This window comes from Frigoribacterium sp. CFBP 13712 (assembly GCF_014842255.1).
Lineage (GTDB): Bacteria > Actinomycetota > Actinomycetes > Actinomycetales > Microbacteriaceae > Frigoribacterium.
In genome coordinates this window covers 377,318-392,245 of the sequence record NZ_JACYVH010000002.1, presented here as the reverse complement: position 1 = coordinate 392,245, position 14,928 = coordinate 377,318, and the positions used below count along the sequence as shown (strand labels likewise).

Sequence of the window (14,928 nt, the reverse complement as noted above, 5' to 3'; positions counted from 1 at the left end):
TCATTGCTCTGCAGACGGCCGACGGCACGCAGCCACGATCAGCCCGATCATGGCTGCGACCCTGATCGAAGACCACAGAACACTCTGCGCCCCCACCAGCGCGGCTATCGTCGCGTCGACGATCGACACCACGCACACGGTGACCAGCAGAACGACCAACCACTCTCGACTCATGGCATAACGATAGCGATGAGTAAGCGATCAGGCCATCGATCGCAGGGTCGAGGAGTCATTACACGCCGCTCACCTCTGGAGGTCTGCGGCGTGTCGTGACTCTTCGACGAGGTCAGGCGCGACCGAGCACCTCGCCGTGCGGCATGATCAGCCAGCCGTCGGGGGCGTCGCGCCAGCGGCGCCAGGCGTCGGCGATCGCGTGCAGCTCGTCGTGGGTGGCGGCGCCCTTCTCGACGGCGTCGGCGTAGAACGCCGACTCGGTGGCGCGGGTGGCCCAGCTGTCGCCCCACCAGGTGCGCTCCTCGTCGGAGGCGAAGCACCAGACGGACGCGCTGCTCGCGACCTCGTCGAACCCCGCCTCGAGCATCCAGCCCTTGAGGCGCCTCCCTGCGTCCGGTTCCCCGCCGTTGCCGCGGTGCACCGCCTGGTAGACGTCCATCCACCGCTGCAACCCGGGGTTCTCGGGCGCCCAGACGCAGCCGTGGTAGTCGACATCGCGGGCTGCCACGACTCCCCCGGGGCGCGCCACCCGACGCATCTCGCGGAGCGCCGCGACCGGGTCGCCGACGTGCTGCAGCACCTGATGGGCGTGCACGACGTCGAAGGAGTCGTCGTCGAAGGGCAGCGCGAACAGGTCGGCCGTCTCGAAACGGACGGCCGCCAGCCCCCGCTCGGCCGCGAGCGACGTCGCCTGCGCGACGATCCGGGTCGACGAGTCGACGCCCACCACGAGACCGGGGGCGACCCGCTCGGCCATGTCGACCGTGATCGTGCCGGGGCCCGACCCCACATCGAGCACGCTCGCGCCGGGCGTCAGATGCGGCACGAGGTAGGCCGCCGAGTTCTCGACGGTGCGCCACGTGTGACTCCGCAGCACGCTCTCGTGGTGCCCGTGGGTGTACCGGGCCGTGTCGCGAGGTCGTCCGCTCATGCGGCGACCCTAGCGCGCCTCCTCGGCTCCGCCCCCGCCCTCGCCCTCACCTCCGGCATCGACGGGTCACGACTCGCCGCAGCCCCGGCGGCCTCGCGGCGTGTCGTGACTCCCCGGGCGGGCCCGCGGACCGGCCTAGGCTCGGGCCATGACGAACCCGCTCCTCGCCCCCAGCACGCTGCCGTATTCGCTGCCGCCGTTCGCGAGCATCACCGACGACGACTACCTGCCCGCGTTCGAGGCCGGCTTCGCCGAGCAGCTGGCGGAGGTCGAGGCGATCGCCACCGACCCCGCCGAGCCGACCGTCGAGAACACCCTCGACGCGCTCGAACGGAGCGGCGCCACCCTCGCCCGGGTCGGCCACGTCTTCTTCAACAAGACGTCGTCGGACTCGAACGCGGCCACCGACGCCATCGAGCTCGACCTGGCGCCTCGACTCGCCGCGCACACCGATGCGATCCGCCTGGACCGGCGGCTGTTCGCCCGCCTGCGGAGCCTCCACGAACGGCGCGACGACCTCGACCTGACGCCCGAGCAGCGCTATCTCATCGAGCGGCTGGTCGACGACGCCGTCCGGTCGGGTGCAGCCCTCGGCGACGACGACAAGACCCGGCTGCGCGACCTGAACGGGCGGCTGTCGACGCTGACGACCCGCTTCGAGAAGAACCTGCTGGCCGACACGAACGACCTCGCCGTGGTCGTCGACGACGTCGCCGAGCTCGACGGGCTCGACGCGGGTGCCGTCGCGGCCGCCGCCGAGGCCGCCCGCGACCGGGGACTCGACGGCCGGTACGTCATCACGCTCGTGCTCTTCAGCGGCCACCCCTATCTCGCGGCCCTGACCGACGAGGCTCTGCGCGAGCGCATCATGGACGCGTCGCTGTCGCGCGGGCGCCGCGGCGGGCCGTTCGACAATCGCGACCTCGTGCTCGAGATCGTGCGTCTGCGGGCCCGGCGTGCCGAGCTGCTCGGCTTCGCCAGTCACGCCGCGTACGTCACAGCCGGTGAGACGGCGGGCACCCCCGAGGCGGTGGCCGATCTGCTCGCGCGACTCGCGCCTCCTGCGGCTCGCAACGCCCGCGCCGAGCAGACCGAGCTCGAGCGTCGGGCCGGGCGGCCGATCGCCGCCTCCGACTGGGCGTTCGTCGCCGAGCTCGTCCGCGCAGAAGAGCACGATGTCGACACCGCGGCCATGCGACCCTGGTTCGAGGCCGAGCGGGTGCTGCACGACGGGATCTTCTTCGCAGCGGGCCGCTTGTACGGTCTGCACTTCGCCGAACGACCCGATCTCGTGGCCTACCACCCCGAGGCACGGGTCTTCGAGGTGACCGACGACGACGGCGCACCGGTCGGCCTCTACGTGCTCGACCTGCACACCCGCGACAGCAAGCGCGGCGGCGCCTGGATGAACCCCCTCGTGTCGCAGTCGGCCCTCACCGGCCTGCCCACCGTCGTGGTCAACAACCTGAACGTCCCGAAGCCGCCCGCCGGCCAGCCGACGCTGCTGACGCTCGACGAGGTGACGACGTTCTTCCACGAGTTCGGTCACGCGCTGCACGGTCTCGTCGCCCGCGTCGGGTATCCGACCTTCTCGGGCACGAACGTGTTCCGCGACTTCGTCGAGTTCCCGAGCCAGGTCAACGAGATGTGGATGCTCTGGCCCGACGTGCTGGCGAACTACGCCGTGCACCACGAGACCGGCGAGCCCCTGCCGACCCGACTGGTCGACGCCCTCGTCGCGTCGCAGGGGTTCGGCCAGGGGTTCGAGACGAGCGAGTACCTCGCCGCCGCCCTGCTCGACCAGGCGTGGCACTCGCTGTCGTCGGCCGAGGCCGAGGCGGTCGTCGACGTCGAGGCGTTCGAGAAGGAGGCGCTGGCCGCGGTCGGTCTCGATCTCGCGTCCGTCCCGCCCCGCTACTCGAGCACGTACTTCGCCCACACGTTCGCAGGCGGATACGACGCGGGCTACTACTCGTACATCTGGAGCGAGGTGCTCGATGCCGACACCGTGGAATGGTTCGAGGAGAACGGCGGCCTGACCCGCGCGAACGGCGACCGGTTCCGTTCACGCCTGCTGGGTGTCGGTGGCTCGAAGGATCCCCTCGAGGCGTTCCGCGACTTCCGAGGCAGGGAGGCGCGGGTCGAGCCGTTGCTGGCCCGTCGCGGTCTCGCGTAGTCGGCGCGCACTGGGGCGGGTTCGTGTCGTCGGTGGCGGGTCAGCGCTGACCCGCCCCCGATGACGGGAACCCGCCGGACCCGCTCGGGGCTACGCGGACTTCTCGGTGCGCTGCTCGACGACGCGGGGCACGATGGTCGGCGCCGCGTTCTCGAGCACGGAGGCACGGGTCACCACGACCTTGCCCACGGTGTCGTCGGAGGGGACGTCGAACATGATCGGCCCGAGCACCTCTTCGAGGATGGCCCGCAGCCCCCGAGCACCCGTCTGCCGGAGGACGGCGAGGTCGGCGATCGACTCGAGTGCGCCGCGATCGAACTCCAGCTCGACGCCGTCGATCTCGAACATGCGCTGGTACTGACGTACGAGCGCGTTCTTCGGCTCGGTGAGGATCTGCATGAGCGCCGGCTGGTCGAGCTGGGTCACCGTCGTCACGACGGGCAGACGGCCGATGAACTCGGGGATCAGACCGAACTTGTGCAGGTCTTCGGGGAGGACCTCGCTGAAGAGGGCCGCCTCGTCCTCCTTGCTGTGCAGAGGGGCGCCGAAGCCGATGCCCCGCTTGCCCGCGCGGTTCGAGATGATCTCTTCGAGCCCGGCGAACGCACCGGCCACGATGAACAGCACGTTGGTCGTGTCGACCTGGATGAACTCCTGATGCGGGTGCTTGCGACCGCCCTGCGGCGGCACGGAGGCGACGGTGCCCTCGAGGATCTTGAGCAGCGCCTGCTGCACGCCCTCGCCCGACACGTCTCGAGTGATCGAGGGGTTCTCGGCCTTGCGGGCGATCTTGTCGATCTCGTCGATGTAGATGATGCCCGTCTCGGCCCGCTTGACGTCGTAGTCGGCGGCCTGGATGAGCTTGAGGAGGATGTTCTCGACGTCTTCGCCGACGTAGCCGGCCTCGGTCAGCGCGGTCGCATCGGCGACGGCGAACGGGACGTTGAGACGCTTGGCCAGAGTCTGCGCCAGATAGGTCTTGCCGCAGCCGGTCGGACCGATGAGCAGGATGTTCGACTTCGAGATCTCGACCTCGTCGGCCAGGGACTCGGCGGCGGTGAGGGTCGAGGCGGCGCGGATGCGCTTGTAGTGGTTGTACACGGCCACGGAGAGGGAGCGCTTCGCCGCGTCCTGGCCGATCACGTACTCTTCGAGGAACGAGTAGATCTCGCGGGGCTTCGGCAGGTCGAACTCGCTGGTGGGCTCTTCGCCGGCTTCGGCGAGGCGCTCTTCGATGATCTCGTTGCAGAGCTCGACGCACTCATCGCAGATGTAGACGCCGGGGCCGGCGATCAACTGCTGGACCTGCTTCTGGCTCTTTCCACAGAACGAGCACTTGAGCAGATCGGCGCTCTCACCTATACGTGCCATGCCCGGCCTCCTTCGTGGCGTGAAGATCGGCGACCCTTGACGGTCGTCGTGCATCGAGCCTAACGCGATCCTCCGACGCCGACGGACCCACGCGGGCCGGGCGCCGGATCCGCCCACACGACGAAGCCCCGGACCGCGTGGTCCGGGGCTTCGAGGCGACCGTGGTCGGAATCGGTCAGCGCGTGAGCGCCGGCTGGTTCTTGCGCGAGGTCAGCACCTGGTCGACGAGACCGTAGGCCAGGGCCTCCTGTGCGCCGAGGATGTTGTCGCGCTCGATGTCGCGGTTCACCTCTTCGGGGGTCTTGTTCGAGTGGAACGACAGCGTCTCTTCGAGCCAGGTGCGCATGCGGAGCACCTCGGCGGCCTGGATCTCGATGTCGGACGCCTGGCCCCCGCTGTTGCCGCCGGTCGACGGCTGGTGGATCAGCACGCGGGCGTTGGGGAGGGCGAGTCGCTTGCCGGGCTGACCGGCGGCGAGCAGCACCGCGGCGGCCGACGCGGCCTGACCGAGGCACACCGTCTGGATCTCGGGGCGGATGTACTGCATCGTGTCGTAGATCGCCGTCATGGCCGTGAACGAGCCGCCGGGCGAGTTGATGTAGAGCGTGATGTCGCGGTCGGGGTCCATGCTCTCGAGCACGAGCAGCTGCGCCATGATGTCGTCGGCCGATGCGTCGTCGACCTGCACGCCCAGGAAGACGATGCGGTCTTCGAACAGCTTGGCGTAGGGGTCCTGGCGCTTGTAGCCGTAAGCCGTGCGCTCTTCGAAGCTGGGGAGGATGTACCGGGAATCGGGGGTCTGGACGCGGCCCGCACCACCCATCATCGGGAGTTCCATGTGTTCTTCTCTTTCTGTGCTGACGATCGGGTGGGGGCTACGACTGGTCGGTGCCGGCGCCGCCGACGACGTCGGTGGCCGAACCGCGGATGTGGTCGACGAAGCCGTATTCGAGGGCCTCTTCGGCCGTGAACCAGCGGTCGCGGTCGCCGTCCTCGTTGATCTGCTCGACGGTCTTGCCCGTCTGAGCCGCCGTGATCTCGGCGAGACGTCGCTTCATCGAGAGGATGAGCTGCGCCTGCGTCTGGATGTCGGACGAGGTGCCGCCGAAGCCGCCGTGCGGCTGGTGCAGCAGAACACGCGCGTTCGGCGTGATGTAGCGCTTGCCCTTGGTGCCGGCGGTCAGCAGCAGCTGACCCATCGAGGCCGCCATGCCGATGCCGACCGTGACGATGTCGTTCGGCACGAACTCCATGGCGTCGTAGATCGCCATGCCCGCGGTGATCGACCCGCCGGGCGAGTTGATGTACAGGTAGATGTCCTTCTCGCTGTCCTCCGCGGCGAGGAGCAGGAGTTTCGCTGCGATCTCGTTGGCGTTCTCGTCGCGCACCTCGGAGCCGAGCCAGATGATGCGGTCTTTGAGCAGTCGGTCAAAAACACTGTTGGGCAGTGTCACATCGGCCATGGTGGAGCTCCCATTCGTTGTCGCTTGCTGTCGAATCTATAGGGTCCAACGCACGGGTTCCGGACTGTTCGCCCACGGCAGATAGCGGGTGGCGACGGGTGTCCGGCTCCGGCGTCGGGCCGACCGAGGAGGCGCGGTGCCGGGGACGACGGAGGGCCGGGTGCGTTCTGCACCCGGCCCTCTCGTGTCGACCGGCGGTCGACCTCAGACGTGTCGACTACGCGTGGTCGTGACCCTCGTGGTCGTCGTCGTCCGAACCGACACCCGCCGTGGCGGTGAAGGCGGACAGGTCGACGGCCGCGCCCTCGCCGTCGACGACCTTGGCCTTCGACAGCACGACCGCGAGGGCCTTGCTGCGGGCGACCTCGCCGACCATGGCGGGGATCTGACCGTTCTGGTCGAGGACCTTGATGAACTCGCCCGGCTCCATGCCGTACTGGGCGGCACCCTGGATCAGGTACTGGGTGAGCTCGTCCTGCTCGACCTTGACCTCTTCCTTCTCGGCGATGGCGTCGAGGAGGATCTGGTTGCGGAAGGCCTTCTCGCTGCTCTCCTTCACCTCGGCGCGGTGCTCGTCGTCCTCCAGGCGGTTCTCCTGCTCGAGGTGACGGTGCACCTCGTCCTCGACGAGCTTCTCGGGGACGGGGATCTCGACCGACTCGAGGAGCTTCTCGACGACCTGGTCGCGAGCCTGGCCGCCCTGGCCGAACGACTTCGACTTGGCGAGCTGCTCGCGCAGGTCGGCCTTGAGCTCGTCGATCGTGTCGAACTGGCTGGCGATCTGAGCGAAGTCGTCGTCGGCCTCGGGGAGCTCGCGCTCTTTCACGGCGGTCACGGTGACGGCGATGAGCGCGGTCTCGCCCTCGCGGTCGCCGCCGAGCAGCTTCGACTCGAAGGTGGTGCTCTCACCGGCGGTGAGCGACTCGAGAGCCTCGTCGATGCCCTCGATCAGTTCGCCCGAACCGAGCTCGTACGAGATGCCCTTGGCGGTGTCGACCTCGTCGTCGCCGATCGTGGCCGTGAGATCGATCTGGGCGAAGTCGCCCGTGGTGGCGGGACGGTCGACGGTGACGAGCGTGCCGAAGCGGGTGCGGAGGTTCGCGAGCTCTTCGTCGACCTCGTCGTCGGAGATCTCGACCGTGTCGACCGTGAGCTCGATGCCCTCGTAGTCGGGCAGGTCGAAGTCGGGACGCACGTCGACCTCGACGGCGATGGTGAGGTCGCCCGAGAAGTCCTTGACGTCGGGCCAGCCGACGACGTCGGCCTCGGGGCGACCGAGCACGCGGATCTCGGTCTCGGTGACGGCCTCGCGGTAGAACTTGTCGAGGCTCTCGCTCACGGCGTGATTCAGCACCTCTTCGCGACCGACGCGCTGGTCGATGATGGGCGGCGGGACCTTGCCCTTGCGGAAGCCGGGGATGTTGATGGTCTCGGCGATGTGCCCGTAGGCGTGCGTGACGCTGGGCTTCAGCTCGTCGGGAGTCACGACGATGTTGAGCTTGACGCGCGTGGGGCTGAGCTTTTCAACCGTGGTCTGGACCAATGTGGGGCTTCTCCTGTGTTGGCGACGCTGAACTCACATCCGAGACAGCAGGTAGACGATCGTCGGGGCGACAGGACTCGAACCTGCGATCTTCCGCCCCCAAAACGGACGCGCTAGCCACTACGCTACGCCCCGTGTATCACCTGGAACGGTCTCACCCCGTGTTGTCCCGTTGAGGTCGGGTCGGGGAAAAGGCCGCGGTCAGTCTAGCCGACGCGAGCGACCGGTGACTGAACGAACCGGCAGATGGTTTATAGTGGTTCTACCCATGCGGCCGAGGCCGCTTCCGGGGATGTAGCTCAATGGTAGAGCCTCAGTCTTCCAAACTGATGGCGCGGGTTCGATTCCCGTCATCCCCTCCGATTCAGTCCTCCGGGGTCACCGATCTCATGATCTCGTCGAGGCCCGTCTGCGGAAGCACCCGCTCCCCGAAGTAGGCGGCGCCGTACTTCGTGAAGTGGATGCGGTCCGGCGAGAGGATGCGCCCCTCGTCGTCGGTGATGGGCACGCGGCCGTCCACCGCGAGGTCGAGCCAGGGCACGAGGTGCTCGGCCGGGATCAGATCGCGGGCGACGTGGTCCATCTCGACGATCTCGTCGGGGACGGAGTTGGTCAGCAGGGCACGCTCGTCGGGCGCCTGGCGCGCGATCCAGTTCGCGTTGTCGCCGAAGTTCTTGGCGCCGCCGTAGAAGATCTCCTTGCCGTCCGCCACGGCCTGCGCGAGATCGTCTCGCACGCACGTCGGGTACTCCCGATCGGTGGCGTAGAGGATGAGCTCGGCCGCCTCGTAGCGCTCGTCGAAGTGGGCGGGCCTCGGCTGGTCGCGGAGGCATCCGAGGACGCCGGGCTGATGGATGATCTCGAGCCGCGCCTCCGGATAGGTCTCGAGGACGGCGTTGGCCAGGTCGCGCGAGAAGCTGTTGCCGACGACGAAGACGTTGAGCCGGTCGTCGTCGACGAAGCGCTCGGCGTCGTTCTCGATCAGGCGCTGGACGTACGTGACGTCCGTGGCGCCGTCGGCCAGCACCTCCGGCGCGTAGATGCGACCAGGCAGACCGTTGGTCGAATGGAGCACGAGGCCCGCGGCGGCGACGAGCACGACGGCCGACCCGACCGCGGGGGCGAAGACCCGGCGGCGGACCGTGTCGGGCGATCGGAACGGCGTCTCGACGAAGCGCCAGGTGAGCCAGGCGAGCGCGAGGGAGACGACCGAGAGCGCGAGGAAGACCCCGACGGGGGGCTCTTCGGGCGACCAGATGCGGGCGAAGGCGAAGAGGGGCTGGTGCCAGAGGTAGGCGCTGAAGCTGATCAGGCCGACCAGCACCACGGGCGGCCGAGAGAGCACCCGGGCGGCCGGGGTGCCCTCTCGCGCGAAGGCGATGACGAGGGCGGCGCCGACGACCGGGACGACCAGGACGAACGGGGAGACGGCCGAGCCGCCGTCGACGGCCACGACGGTGGCGACGATGGCGAGGAGCCCCGCGGTCGCAGCCGCGGAGGCGGCACGAGGGCCGAGGAGGCGCGGTGCGGCCTCGGCGCCGGGCCGCGCGTGCCACAGGGCGAGCCCGGCCCCGACGAGGAGCTCCCACGATCGGGCGGGCAGCAGGTAGAAGGCCGCATCGGGGTCGGTGGACGACCACCAGACGGCGACCCCGAAGCTGACGAGCCCGACGACGACGACGCCCGATGCCGCCGCCCGACGCCCGAGGGCCAGCAGGGCGAGCAGCAGCAGGGGGAAGAGCAGATAGAACTGCTCTTCGACGCCGAGGCTCCAGGTGTGCATGAGCGGCTTGAACTCGGAGGCGGTGTCGAAGTAGCCGCTCGACAGGTACAGCAGGACGTTGTTGCCGGAGAGCAGGGTCGTGACGAGCGACTGGCCGAAGTTCTCGAGTTCGTCCGGCATCATCCAGAGGACCGCGAACGGCGTGCACGCCGCCATGACCACGAGCAGCGCCGGCGCGATGCGCCGGATGCGGCGAGCCCAGAACGACCGGAGGGTGAAGGTGCCCCGTGACCGCTGGCCCACGATGATGCCCGTGATCAGATAGCCGCTGATCACGAAGAACACGTCGACGCCGACGAGACCGCCTGCGAAGCCGGCCACCCCCGCGTGGAACAGGATGACGCTGACGACCGCCACGGCCCGGAGGCCGTCGATCTCGGGTCTGTAGATCACGTGTCGGGACTCCCCTGCTCGATAACCATGAACAGATATCAACTTTAGCATATCAATACCGGATCGCCTTGAGCGATTCGCGCAGCGACCGCGGGTGCCGCAGAATGGCGCCATGACCCCGGGATCGTCGCCCCGCCGCTCCGTCCGCCGACGGGCGCGCCTGCTCGGCACCGCCGCCACCGTCACGGCCGTCGCACTGGCCGTGGCGCTGTCCGCCTGCTCCGCACCGAGCACCACGGCCCCGCGTGCCGAAGGCGGTGTGGCACCGGCGGCGTCCGCCGACGATCTCCGGGTGGCGGTGGTCGGCGACTCGCTGAGCGCAGGCCGCAGCGGGTTCCTCGGCAACGGACTCGACGACGAGTCGTGGATGACCTACGCGCAGGGCGACGGAGTCGTGTTCGCCGGCGGCTGGGCCCGTGCCGGCGCGACCGTCGAGCAGATGGCCGCCGCCGTCTCGCCCGTCGACGCCGACGTCCTGGTGCTGATGGGAGGGACGAACGACGTGCGTCACGGCACGAGGTTCGCCGAGGCCGAGGCGTCGTACGAGTCGATCATCGGCACGGTGGGCGCCGACCGCGTGCTGATCGCGGCGATCCCGCCCTACCAGCCCGCCCCGGAGGCGGCCATGGACTACGAGGCCGACCTGGCCTCATGGGCCTATGGCGAGGGCTATCCGCTCATCGATCCCTGGCTCTTCGCGAGAGGAGCCGACGGACAGTGGGCCCCGGCCACGAGCGCAGACGGCATCCACCCCACGGCAGCCGGCTACGAGAGACTCGGCCGCGAGCTGCACGAGCTCATCCTCGACGAGGCGGCGTCACCCGCCGACTCGACCCGGGGTTGACGACCGCTCGGCACCCGGGCTTGACGACCGCTCGGCCAGCGCGTCGTCTCCCGGTGCCGTCGCGCCGAGGCCCGAGGCGCCGCCGCCGCGGGCGGGCCTGCCCGTCGGCTTGAGGCGCAGCGCCTGCTTCTCGACCGCCCAGTAGGTGATCGTCGCGAGGGTCAGTGTGATCGCGACGGTCACGACGAGATAGAGGACGTACAGCGCGCGTCCGCCCTGACCGGGATCGAGGAGGTCCTGCATGATGCGGATGACCGGCATGTGCCACAGGTAGACGCTGAACGAGATGACCCCGAGGCCACGGACGGGCGCCCAGTCGCAGAACCGGGCGATGAGACCCAGACGGTCGCCGTGGGCCGGCAGCACCATGAGCAGCAGCACGCCCGTGAAGCCGATGGACGCGAAGGTGTCTTGGAACTCGGGGGTCGAGCCGATCCAGGCCACCACGAAGGCGGCCCCGATGATCACGAGCAGCGTGCCGCGGAGAGCGGAGACGGCCACTCGAGGTGCGGCCCCCCGCCGGACGGCGATGTAGAGCAGCGAGGCGGCCATGCCGAAGGCGAAGAGGTCGGCGTGCAGCAGCAGACTGCGGCTCACGACGGAGAACCAGTTGTCGGACCACGCGAGGTCCCCACCGCTCAGGCCCGACGTCTCGCCCACCGTGTGCTGCCAGATCTTGCCGGCGACACCGGCGACGAACATCGCCCCGACCGGCACGAGGGAACCGATCCAGCCGGAGGTGCGGAGCGCGACGTGCCGACCGAGCATCGCCAGGAACGGGAGCACGAGGTAGAAGGTCAGCTCGACGGTCAGCGTCCACGAGACCTCGAGACCCGTCCGCAGCGTGCCGGGCAGGTAGGAGTGCAGCAGGTTCAGGTCGACCAGGGTCTTCCACCACGGCAGCCGACCGAACTCGTTCTGCGACAGGAACGACATCTGCAGGACGAAGTTGACGATCAGGAGGACGACGACGTAGGCCGGCCAGATGCGCAGGAACCGGTTCGTGGCGTAGCGCCTCAGCGACGGCAGCTCACGACCCTCGATGATGCGGGTGGCGAACGGCCAGAACAGCAGGAACCCCGAGAGCACGAAGAACAGGCTCAGGCCCTGGTGCATGAAGAAGACGAGCAGGGGCATCGTCTCGTCCTCGACGTCGCGCGTCAGGACGTGCGCCACGTGGTACGAGAGCACGGCCATCGCCGCCAGCCCGCGGAGGCCTTCGAGACCCACGATGCGATCGCCCCAGTACGGCGCCGCCGACGCGCCCGGAGGGGTCGGGGTCGGGGCTGGCGCGGACATCGCCACAGGCTACCCGAGGGTCCTGGCCGGCGCCCCTCCCCTGCGTCGCCCCGCGCGATGCGGCCGGCGGGTGGTCGGTGCCGCCCCCGGTGCCGGTGCCGGTGCCGGTGTCAGTGCTGCAGGTAGGCCAGCACCGCGAGCACGCGGCGATGGTCGGTGCCGCTGTCTTCGAGCAGCAGCTTCTGGAAGATCGAGGTGACGTTCTTCTCGACGGCGCCGGTGCCGATCACGAGCGCCGACGCGATCGCGGCGTTCGTCCGCCCCTCGGCCATCAGGGTCAGGACCTCTCGTTCACGCGGCGTCAGCGCCGCGAGGGGGTCGCTGCGCCGACCGAGCAGCTGCGACACGACCTGCGGGTCGAGCACCGTGCCTCCGTTCGCCACCCGCTCGAGGGCGTCGCGGAACTCGTCGAGCGACGCGATGCGGTCTTTCAGGAGGTAGCCGACTCCTCCGGAGCCCGCCTCGAGGAGGTCTCGGGCGTAGGCCACCTCGACGTACTGCGAGAGCAGCAGGATCGACGTGCCGGGTCGGCGCGAGCGGATCTCGATGGCCGCGCGCACCCCCTCGTCGGTGTGCGAGGGGGGCATGCGCACGTCGAGGACGGCCACGTCGGGGAGGTCCGCGTCGAGCGCGGCGAGCAGCTCGTCGGCGTCACCGTAGGCCCCGACGACCACGACCCCGATCTCGTCGAGCAGTCGGACGAGTCCTTCGCGCAGCAGCACGGAGTCGTCGGCGACCACCACACGGAGGGCGGGATCGAGGGTGCTGTCGGCCATCCGGTCAGTCTAGGGAGACCACGGTCTCCGTCGGCATCGTCGGGCTCGCGGTCAGCGGGATGCTCACCGTCACGATGGTCGGCCCGCCCGCCGGGCTCGAGATGTCGAGGAACCCGCCGAGTCCCACCAGGCGCTCCTGCACCCCGGCCAGGCCGTGCCCGTCGCGGAGCCCCGCCCCGCCGCGGCCGTCGTCGGTGGCCACGAGCTCGAGGAGCAGCCCCATGCCGTCGGGCGCCTGCCGTGTGCGCACCACGATGTCGGCCGACGACGCCTCGGCGTGCTTGCCGATGTTCGTGACCAGCTCGGAGGCGATGAAGTACGCGTTGCGCTCGATGTCGACCGGGAGGACCACGTGGGCGGGCACCCGGTCGAGCAGCGTGGTCGGGATCGTCGCCCGGTCGACCAGCGACTCGAGGGCGGCGAGCAGACCGCGGTCGAGGAGCAGAGGAGGCGCGAAGCCGCGGGACAGCGCCCGCAGCTCCTCGAGGGCCTCCTGGGACTGCACCCGCGCCTCCTCGATGAGGCTCCGGCTCTTGTCGGGGTCGGTGTCGACGGCGCGGGAGGCGGCGGCGAGATCCATCTGGAGCCGGACGAGTCGCTGCTGCGGGCCGTCGTGGATGTCGCGTTCCAGGCGGCGGAGCGCCGTGCCCTCGGCGGAGAGGGCCGCCGTGCGGGAGATCTCGCGGTCGGCGAGCTCCACCTCGAGCTCGTCGGAGCGGAACCCGCCGAGCATGGCCGCGGCGATCGCCTGGTGCATCACGACGAACCCGTGCAGCACGTACGGCAGCAGCAGGACGACCGCGGCGAGGACGACCACGCCCACGGCGAGGGCCATGAACCCGACGGTCGACCCGCTGAGCGCGTCACCCAGGGAGTAGATGTTCCACGGCACGACGGCGGTGAGGATCAGCACGCCCAGGAGCACGAGCCCCAGCGGGACGGCGAGCGCCGCGAATGTGACGAACGAGGTGAACCCCGCGACCGCGGGGAAGACGACGACCGCGTAGAGGAGGTAGAGCCAGTAGTGCGGGTTCGCGACGACGGACACGGCGCGGACGATGCGCTTGTCGGAGCGACCCCACGTCGTGTTCGGCGTCCAGTCGACGGGGCGGATCGGGCGGTCGGAGGCCCACCGCAGCCGCGTCACCTCGAAGGTGCCGAACCAGCGCGCCGCCCAGAGGGAGACGAACACCACGACGGCGAGCGACAGGAGGCTCGCGATGTAGCCGCCGGAGGTCTCCCACCCGCGGAGGGCGATGTTGGCCGCGATGAGCACCACCACCACGAGCACCGCCGACAGCGCGATGTAGCCGAGCTCGCGGGGCAGGCCGCGCCAGCGTCGGGCGTAGCCGCCGGCCTGCCGCGGCGGCGAGAGGTAGGGGTTCGGGGTCGTGATGGGGGTCTCCTGGTTCATGCTGTCGAGCCTGGTCGACGGCCGGCGTCCGACCCATGGTGCCAGCGACCGGAACCCGGGTGGGGTTATCCCCCGCCTCCGACGCTCTCGGTGAGGCGAGGCTGGCCTACGTGAGCCGAGCCTCAGCTTGCTTGCGGAATCTTCTCAGACCTCTAGCGTTGACCACATCGTCAAGGAAAGGACCACGTCATGACCGACCTCACCCGCACCGTCCCCCAGGGATCCGTCGACCCCGACGTCGCTGCCGGCGTCGCCCAGTTCCTCAGCCAGATCGTCACCGACATGACCGCGCTGTCGGTCAACGGCAAGCAGGCTCACTGGCACGTCCGCGGCATCGCGTTCATCGCCGTCCACGAGCTGATCGACGTGGTCGTCGACCACGCACGTGAGTGGGCCGACCTCGCCGCGGAGCGCGTCGTCGCCCTCGGGCTGCCCGTCGACGGGCGCATCGCCACCGTCGCCGCCAACACGGTCATCCCGCCCACCTCGCCCGGCTTCAACCAGATCGACACCACGATCGCCGAGCTCGTGGCCCAGATCGACGCCTCGCTCGTCGCGGTCCGCACCGCGATCGACGAGCTCGGCGAGCTCGACGCCTCGAGCCAGGACGTCGCCATCGAGATCTCGCGCGGCCTCGAGAAGGACCGCTGGTTCCTCGCCGCTCACGTCGCCGGCTGAGACTCCCGCTCCAGACGATCGGAGGCCGTCGCCCCTCGGGGCGGCGGCCTCCGTCGTGCCCCGCCTGCGCGGAAGCGGACCGC

At 69.7% G+C, this 14,928-nt stretch carries 13 protein-coding genes and 2 tRNA genes; 4 read left to right on the top strand and 11 right to left on the bottom strand.

The window, feature by feature from the left end; all coding sequences use genetic code 11:
* Both IFT51_RS05465 and IFT51_RS05460 read right to left on the bottom strand, forming a co-directional pair.
* Entirely contained in the window at positions 1-174 is a 174-nt protein-coding gene (locus IFT51_RS05465) for a hypothetical protein (RefSeq protein ID WP_192059972.1), read from the bottom strand.
* A 112-nt stretch (positions 175-286) separates the two neighbouring features.
* Entirely contained in the window at positions 287-1,105 is an 819-nt protein-coding gene (locus IFT51_RS05460) for a methyltransferase domain-containing protein (RefSeq protein WP_192059970.1), read from the bottom strand.
* A gap of 148 nt (positions 1,106-1,253) precedes the next feature.
* On the opposite strand from IFT51_RS05460, the gene IFT51_RS05455 reads away from it, so the two are divergent.
* The gene (locus IFT51_RS05455; protein ID WP_192059968.1) at positions 1,254-3,281 is read left to right on the top strand and encodes a M3 family metallopeptidase; all 2,028 of its coding nucleotides are present in this window, start codon (positions 1,254-1,256) and stop codon (positions 3,279-3,281) included.
* A 90-nt stretch (positions 3,282-3,371) separates the two neighbouring features.
* Here IFT51_RS05455 and clpX read toward each other — a convergent pair whose 3' ends face one another.
* From clpX to IFT51_RS05430, 5 genes are all read right to left on the bottom strand, one after another.
* Positions 3,372-4,652 (bottom strand): ATP-dependent Clp protease ATP-binding subunit ClpX, encoded by a 1,281-nt coding sequence (gene clpX, locus IFT51_RS05450; protein WP_192059966.1) that lies wholly within the window; start codon positions 4,650-4,652, stop codon positions 3,372-3,374.
* A 175-nt stretch (positions 4,653-4,827) separates the two neighbouring features.
* A complete protein-coding gene (locus tag IFT51_RS05445) occupies positions 4,828-5,490 on the bottom strand; it encodes an ATP-dependent Clp protease proteolytic subunit (protein ID WP_279292988.1) in 663 nt (220 codons plus the stop codon).
* A gap of 37 nt (positions 5,491-5,527) precedes the next feature.
* Positions 5,528-6,115, bottom strand: coding sequence for an ATP-dependent Clp protease proteolytic subunit (locus IFT51_RS05440; RefSeq protein WP_192059964.1), 588 nt, complete (start codon positions 6,113-6,115; stop codon positions 5,528-5,530).
* 217 nt (positions 6,116-6,332) lie between these two features.
* Positions 6,333-7,658 (bottom strand): trigger factor, encoded by a 1,326-nt coding sequence (tig, locus tag IFT51_RS05435; RefSeq protein ID WP_192059962.1) that lies wholly within the window; start codon positions 7,656-7,658, stop codon positions 6,333-6,335.
* Positions 7,659-7,720: 62 nt separating this feature from the next.
* Positions 7,721-7,793 (bottom strand) — tRNA-Pro (locus IFT51_RS05430).
* 153 nt (positions 7,794-7,946) lie between these two features.
* Between IFT51_RS05430 and IFT51_RS05425 the strand changes: the two genes are divergently transcribed.
* Positions 7,947-8,017, top strand: a tRNA-Gly gene (locus tag IFT51_RS05425).
* Between the two features lie 5 nt (positions 8,018-8,022).
* Here the strand turns inward: IFT51_RS05425 and IFT51_RS05420 are convergent.
* Positions 8,023-9,834, bottom strand: coding sequence for an acyltransferase (locus IFT51_RS05420; protein WP_192059960.1), 1,812 nt, complete (start codon positions 9,832-9,834; stop codon positions 8,023-8,025).
* 112 nt (positions 9,835-9,946) lie between these two features.
* On the opposite strand from IFT51_RS05420, the gene IFT51_RS05415 reads away from it, so the two are divergent.
* Entirely contained in the window at positions 9,947-10,678 is a 732-nt protein-coding gene (locus IFT51_RS05415) for an SGNH/GDSL hydrolase family protein (protein WP_192059958.1), read from the top strand.
* Here IFT51_RS05415 and IFT51_RS05410 read toward each other — a convergent pair.
* The 3 genes from IFT51_RS05410 to IFT51_RS05400 all read right to left on the bottom strand — a co-directional run bounded on the left by IFT51_RS05410 (position 10,652) and on the right by IFT51_RS05400 (position 14,167).
* Positions 10,652-11,977, bottom strand: coding sequence for an acyltransferase (locus tag IFT51_RS05410; protein ID WP_192059957.1), 1,326 nt, complete (start codon positions 11,975-11,977; stop codon positions 10,652-10,654). The genes IFT51_RS05415 and IFT51_RS05410 overlap by 27 nt on opposite strands.
* A 110-nt stretch (positions 11,978-12,087) precedes the next feature.
* Positions 12,088-12,753, bottom strand: a complete 666-nt coding sequence (locus tag IFT51_RS05405) for a response regulator transcription factor (RefSeq protein ID WP_192059954.1) — start codon at positions 12,751-12,753, stop codon at positions 12,088-12,090.
* Between the two features lie 4 nt (positions 12,754-12,757).
* Entirely contained in the window at positions 12,758-14,167 is a 1,410-nt protein-coding gene (locus IFT51_RS05400; RefSeq protein WP_192059952.1) for a sensor histidine kinase, read from the bottom strand.
* Between the two features lie 189 nt (positions 14,168-14,356).
* On the opposite strand from IFT51_RS05400, the gene IFT51_RS05395 reads away from it, so the two are divergent.
* Positions 14,357-14,845 carry a Dps family protein gene (locus IFT51_RS05395; protein WP_055794695.1) on the top strand — a complete coding sequence of 163 codons (489 nt, stop codon included), beginning with the start codon at positions 14,357-14,359 and terminating at the stop codon, positions 14,843-14,845.
* The last annotated feature ends 83 nt before the right edge of the window (positions 14,846-14,928 follow it).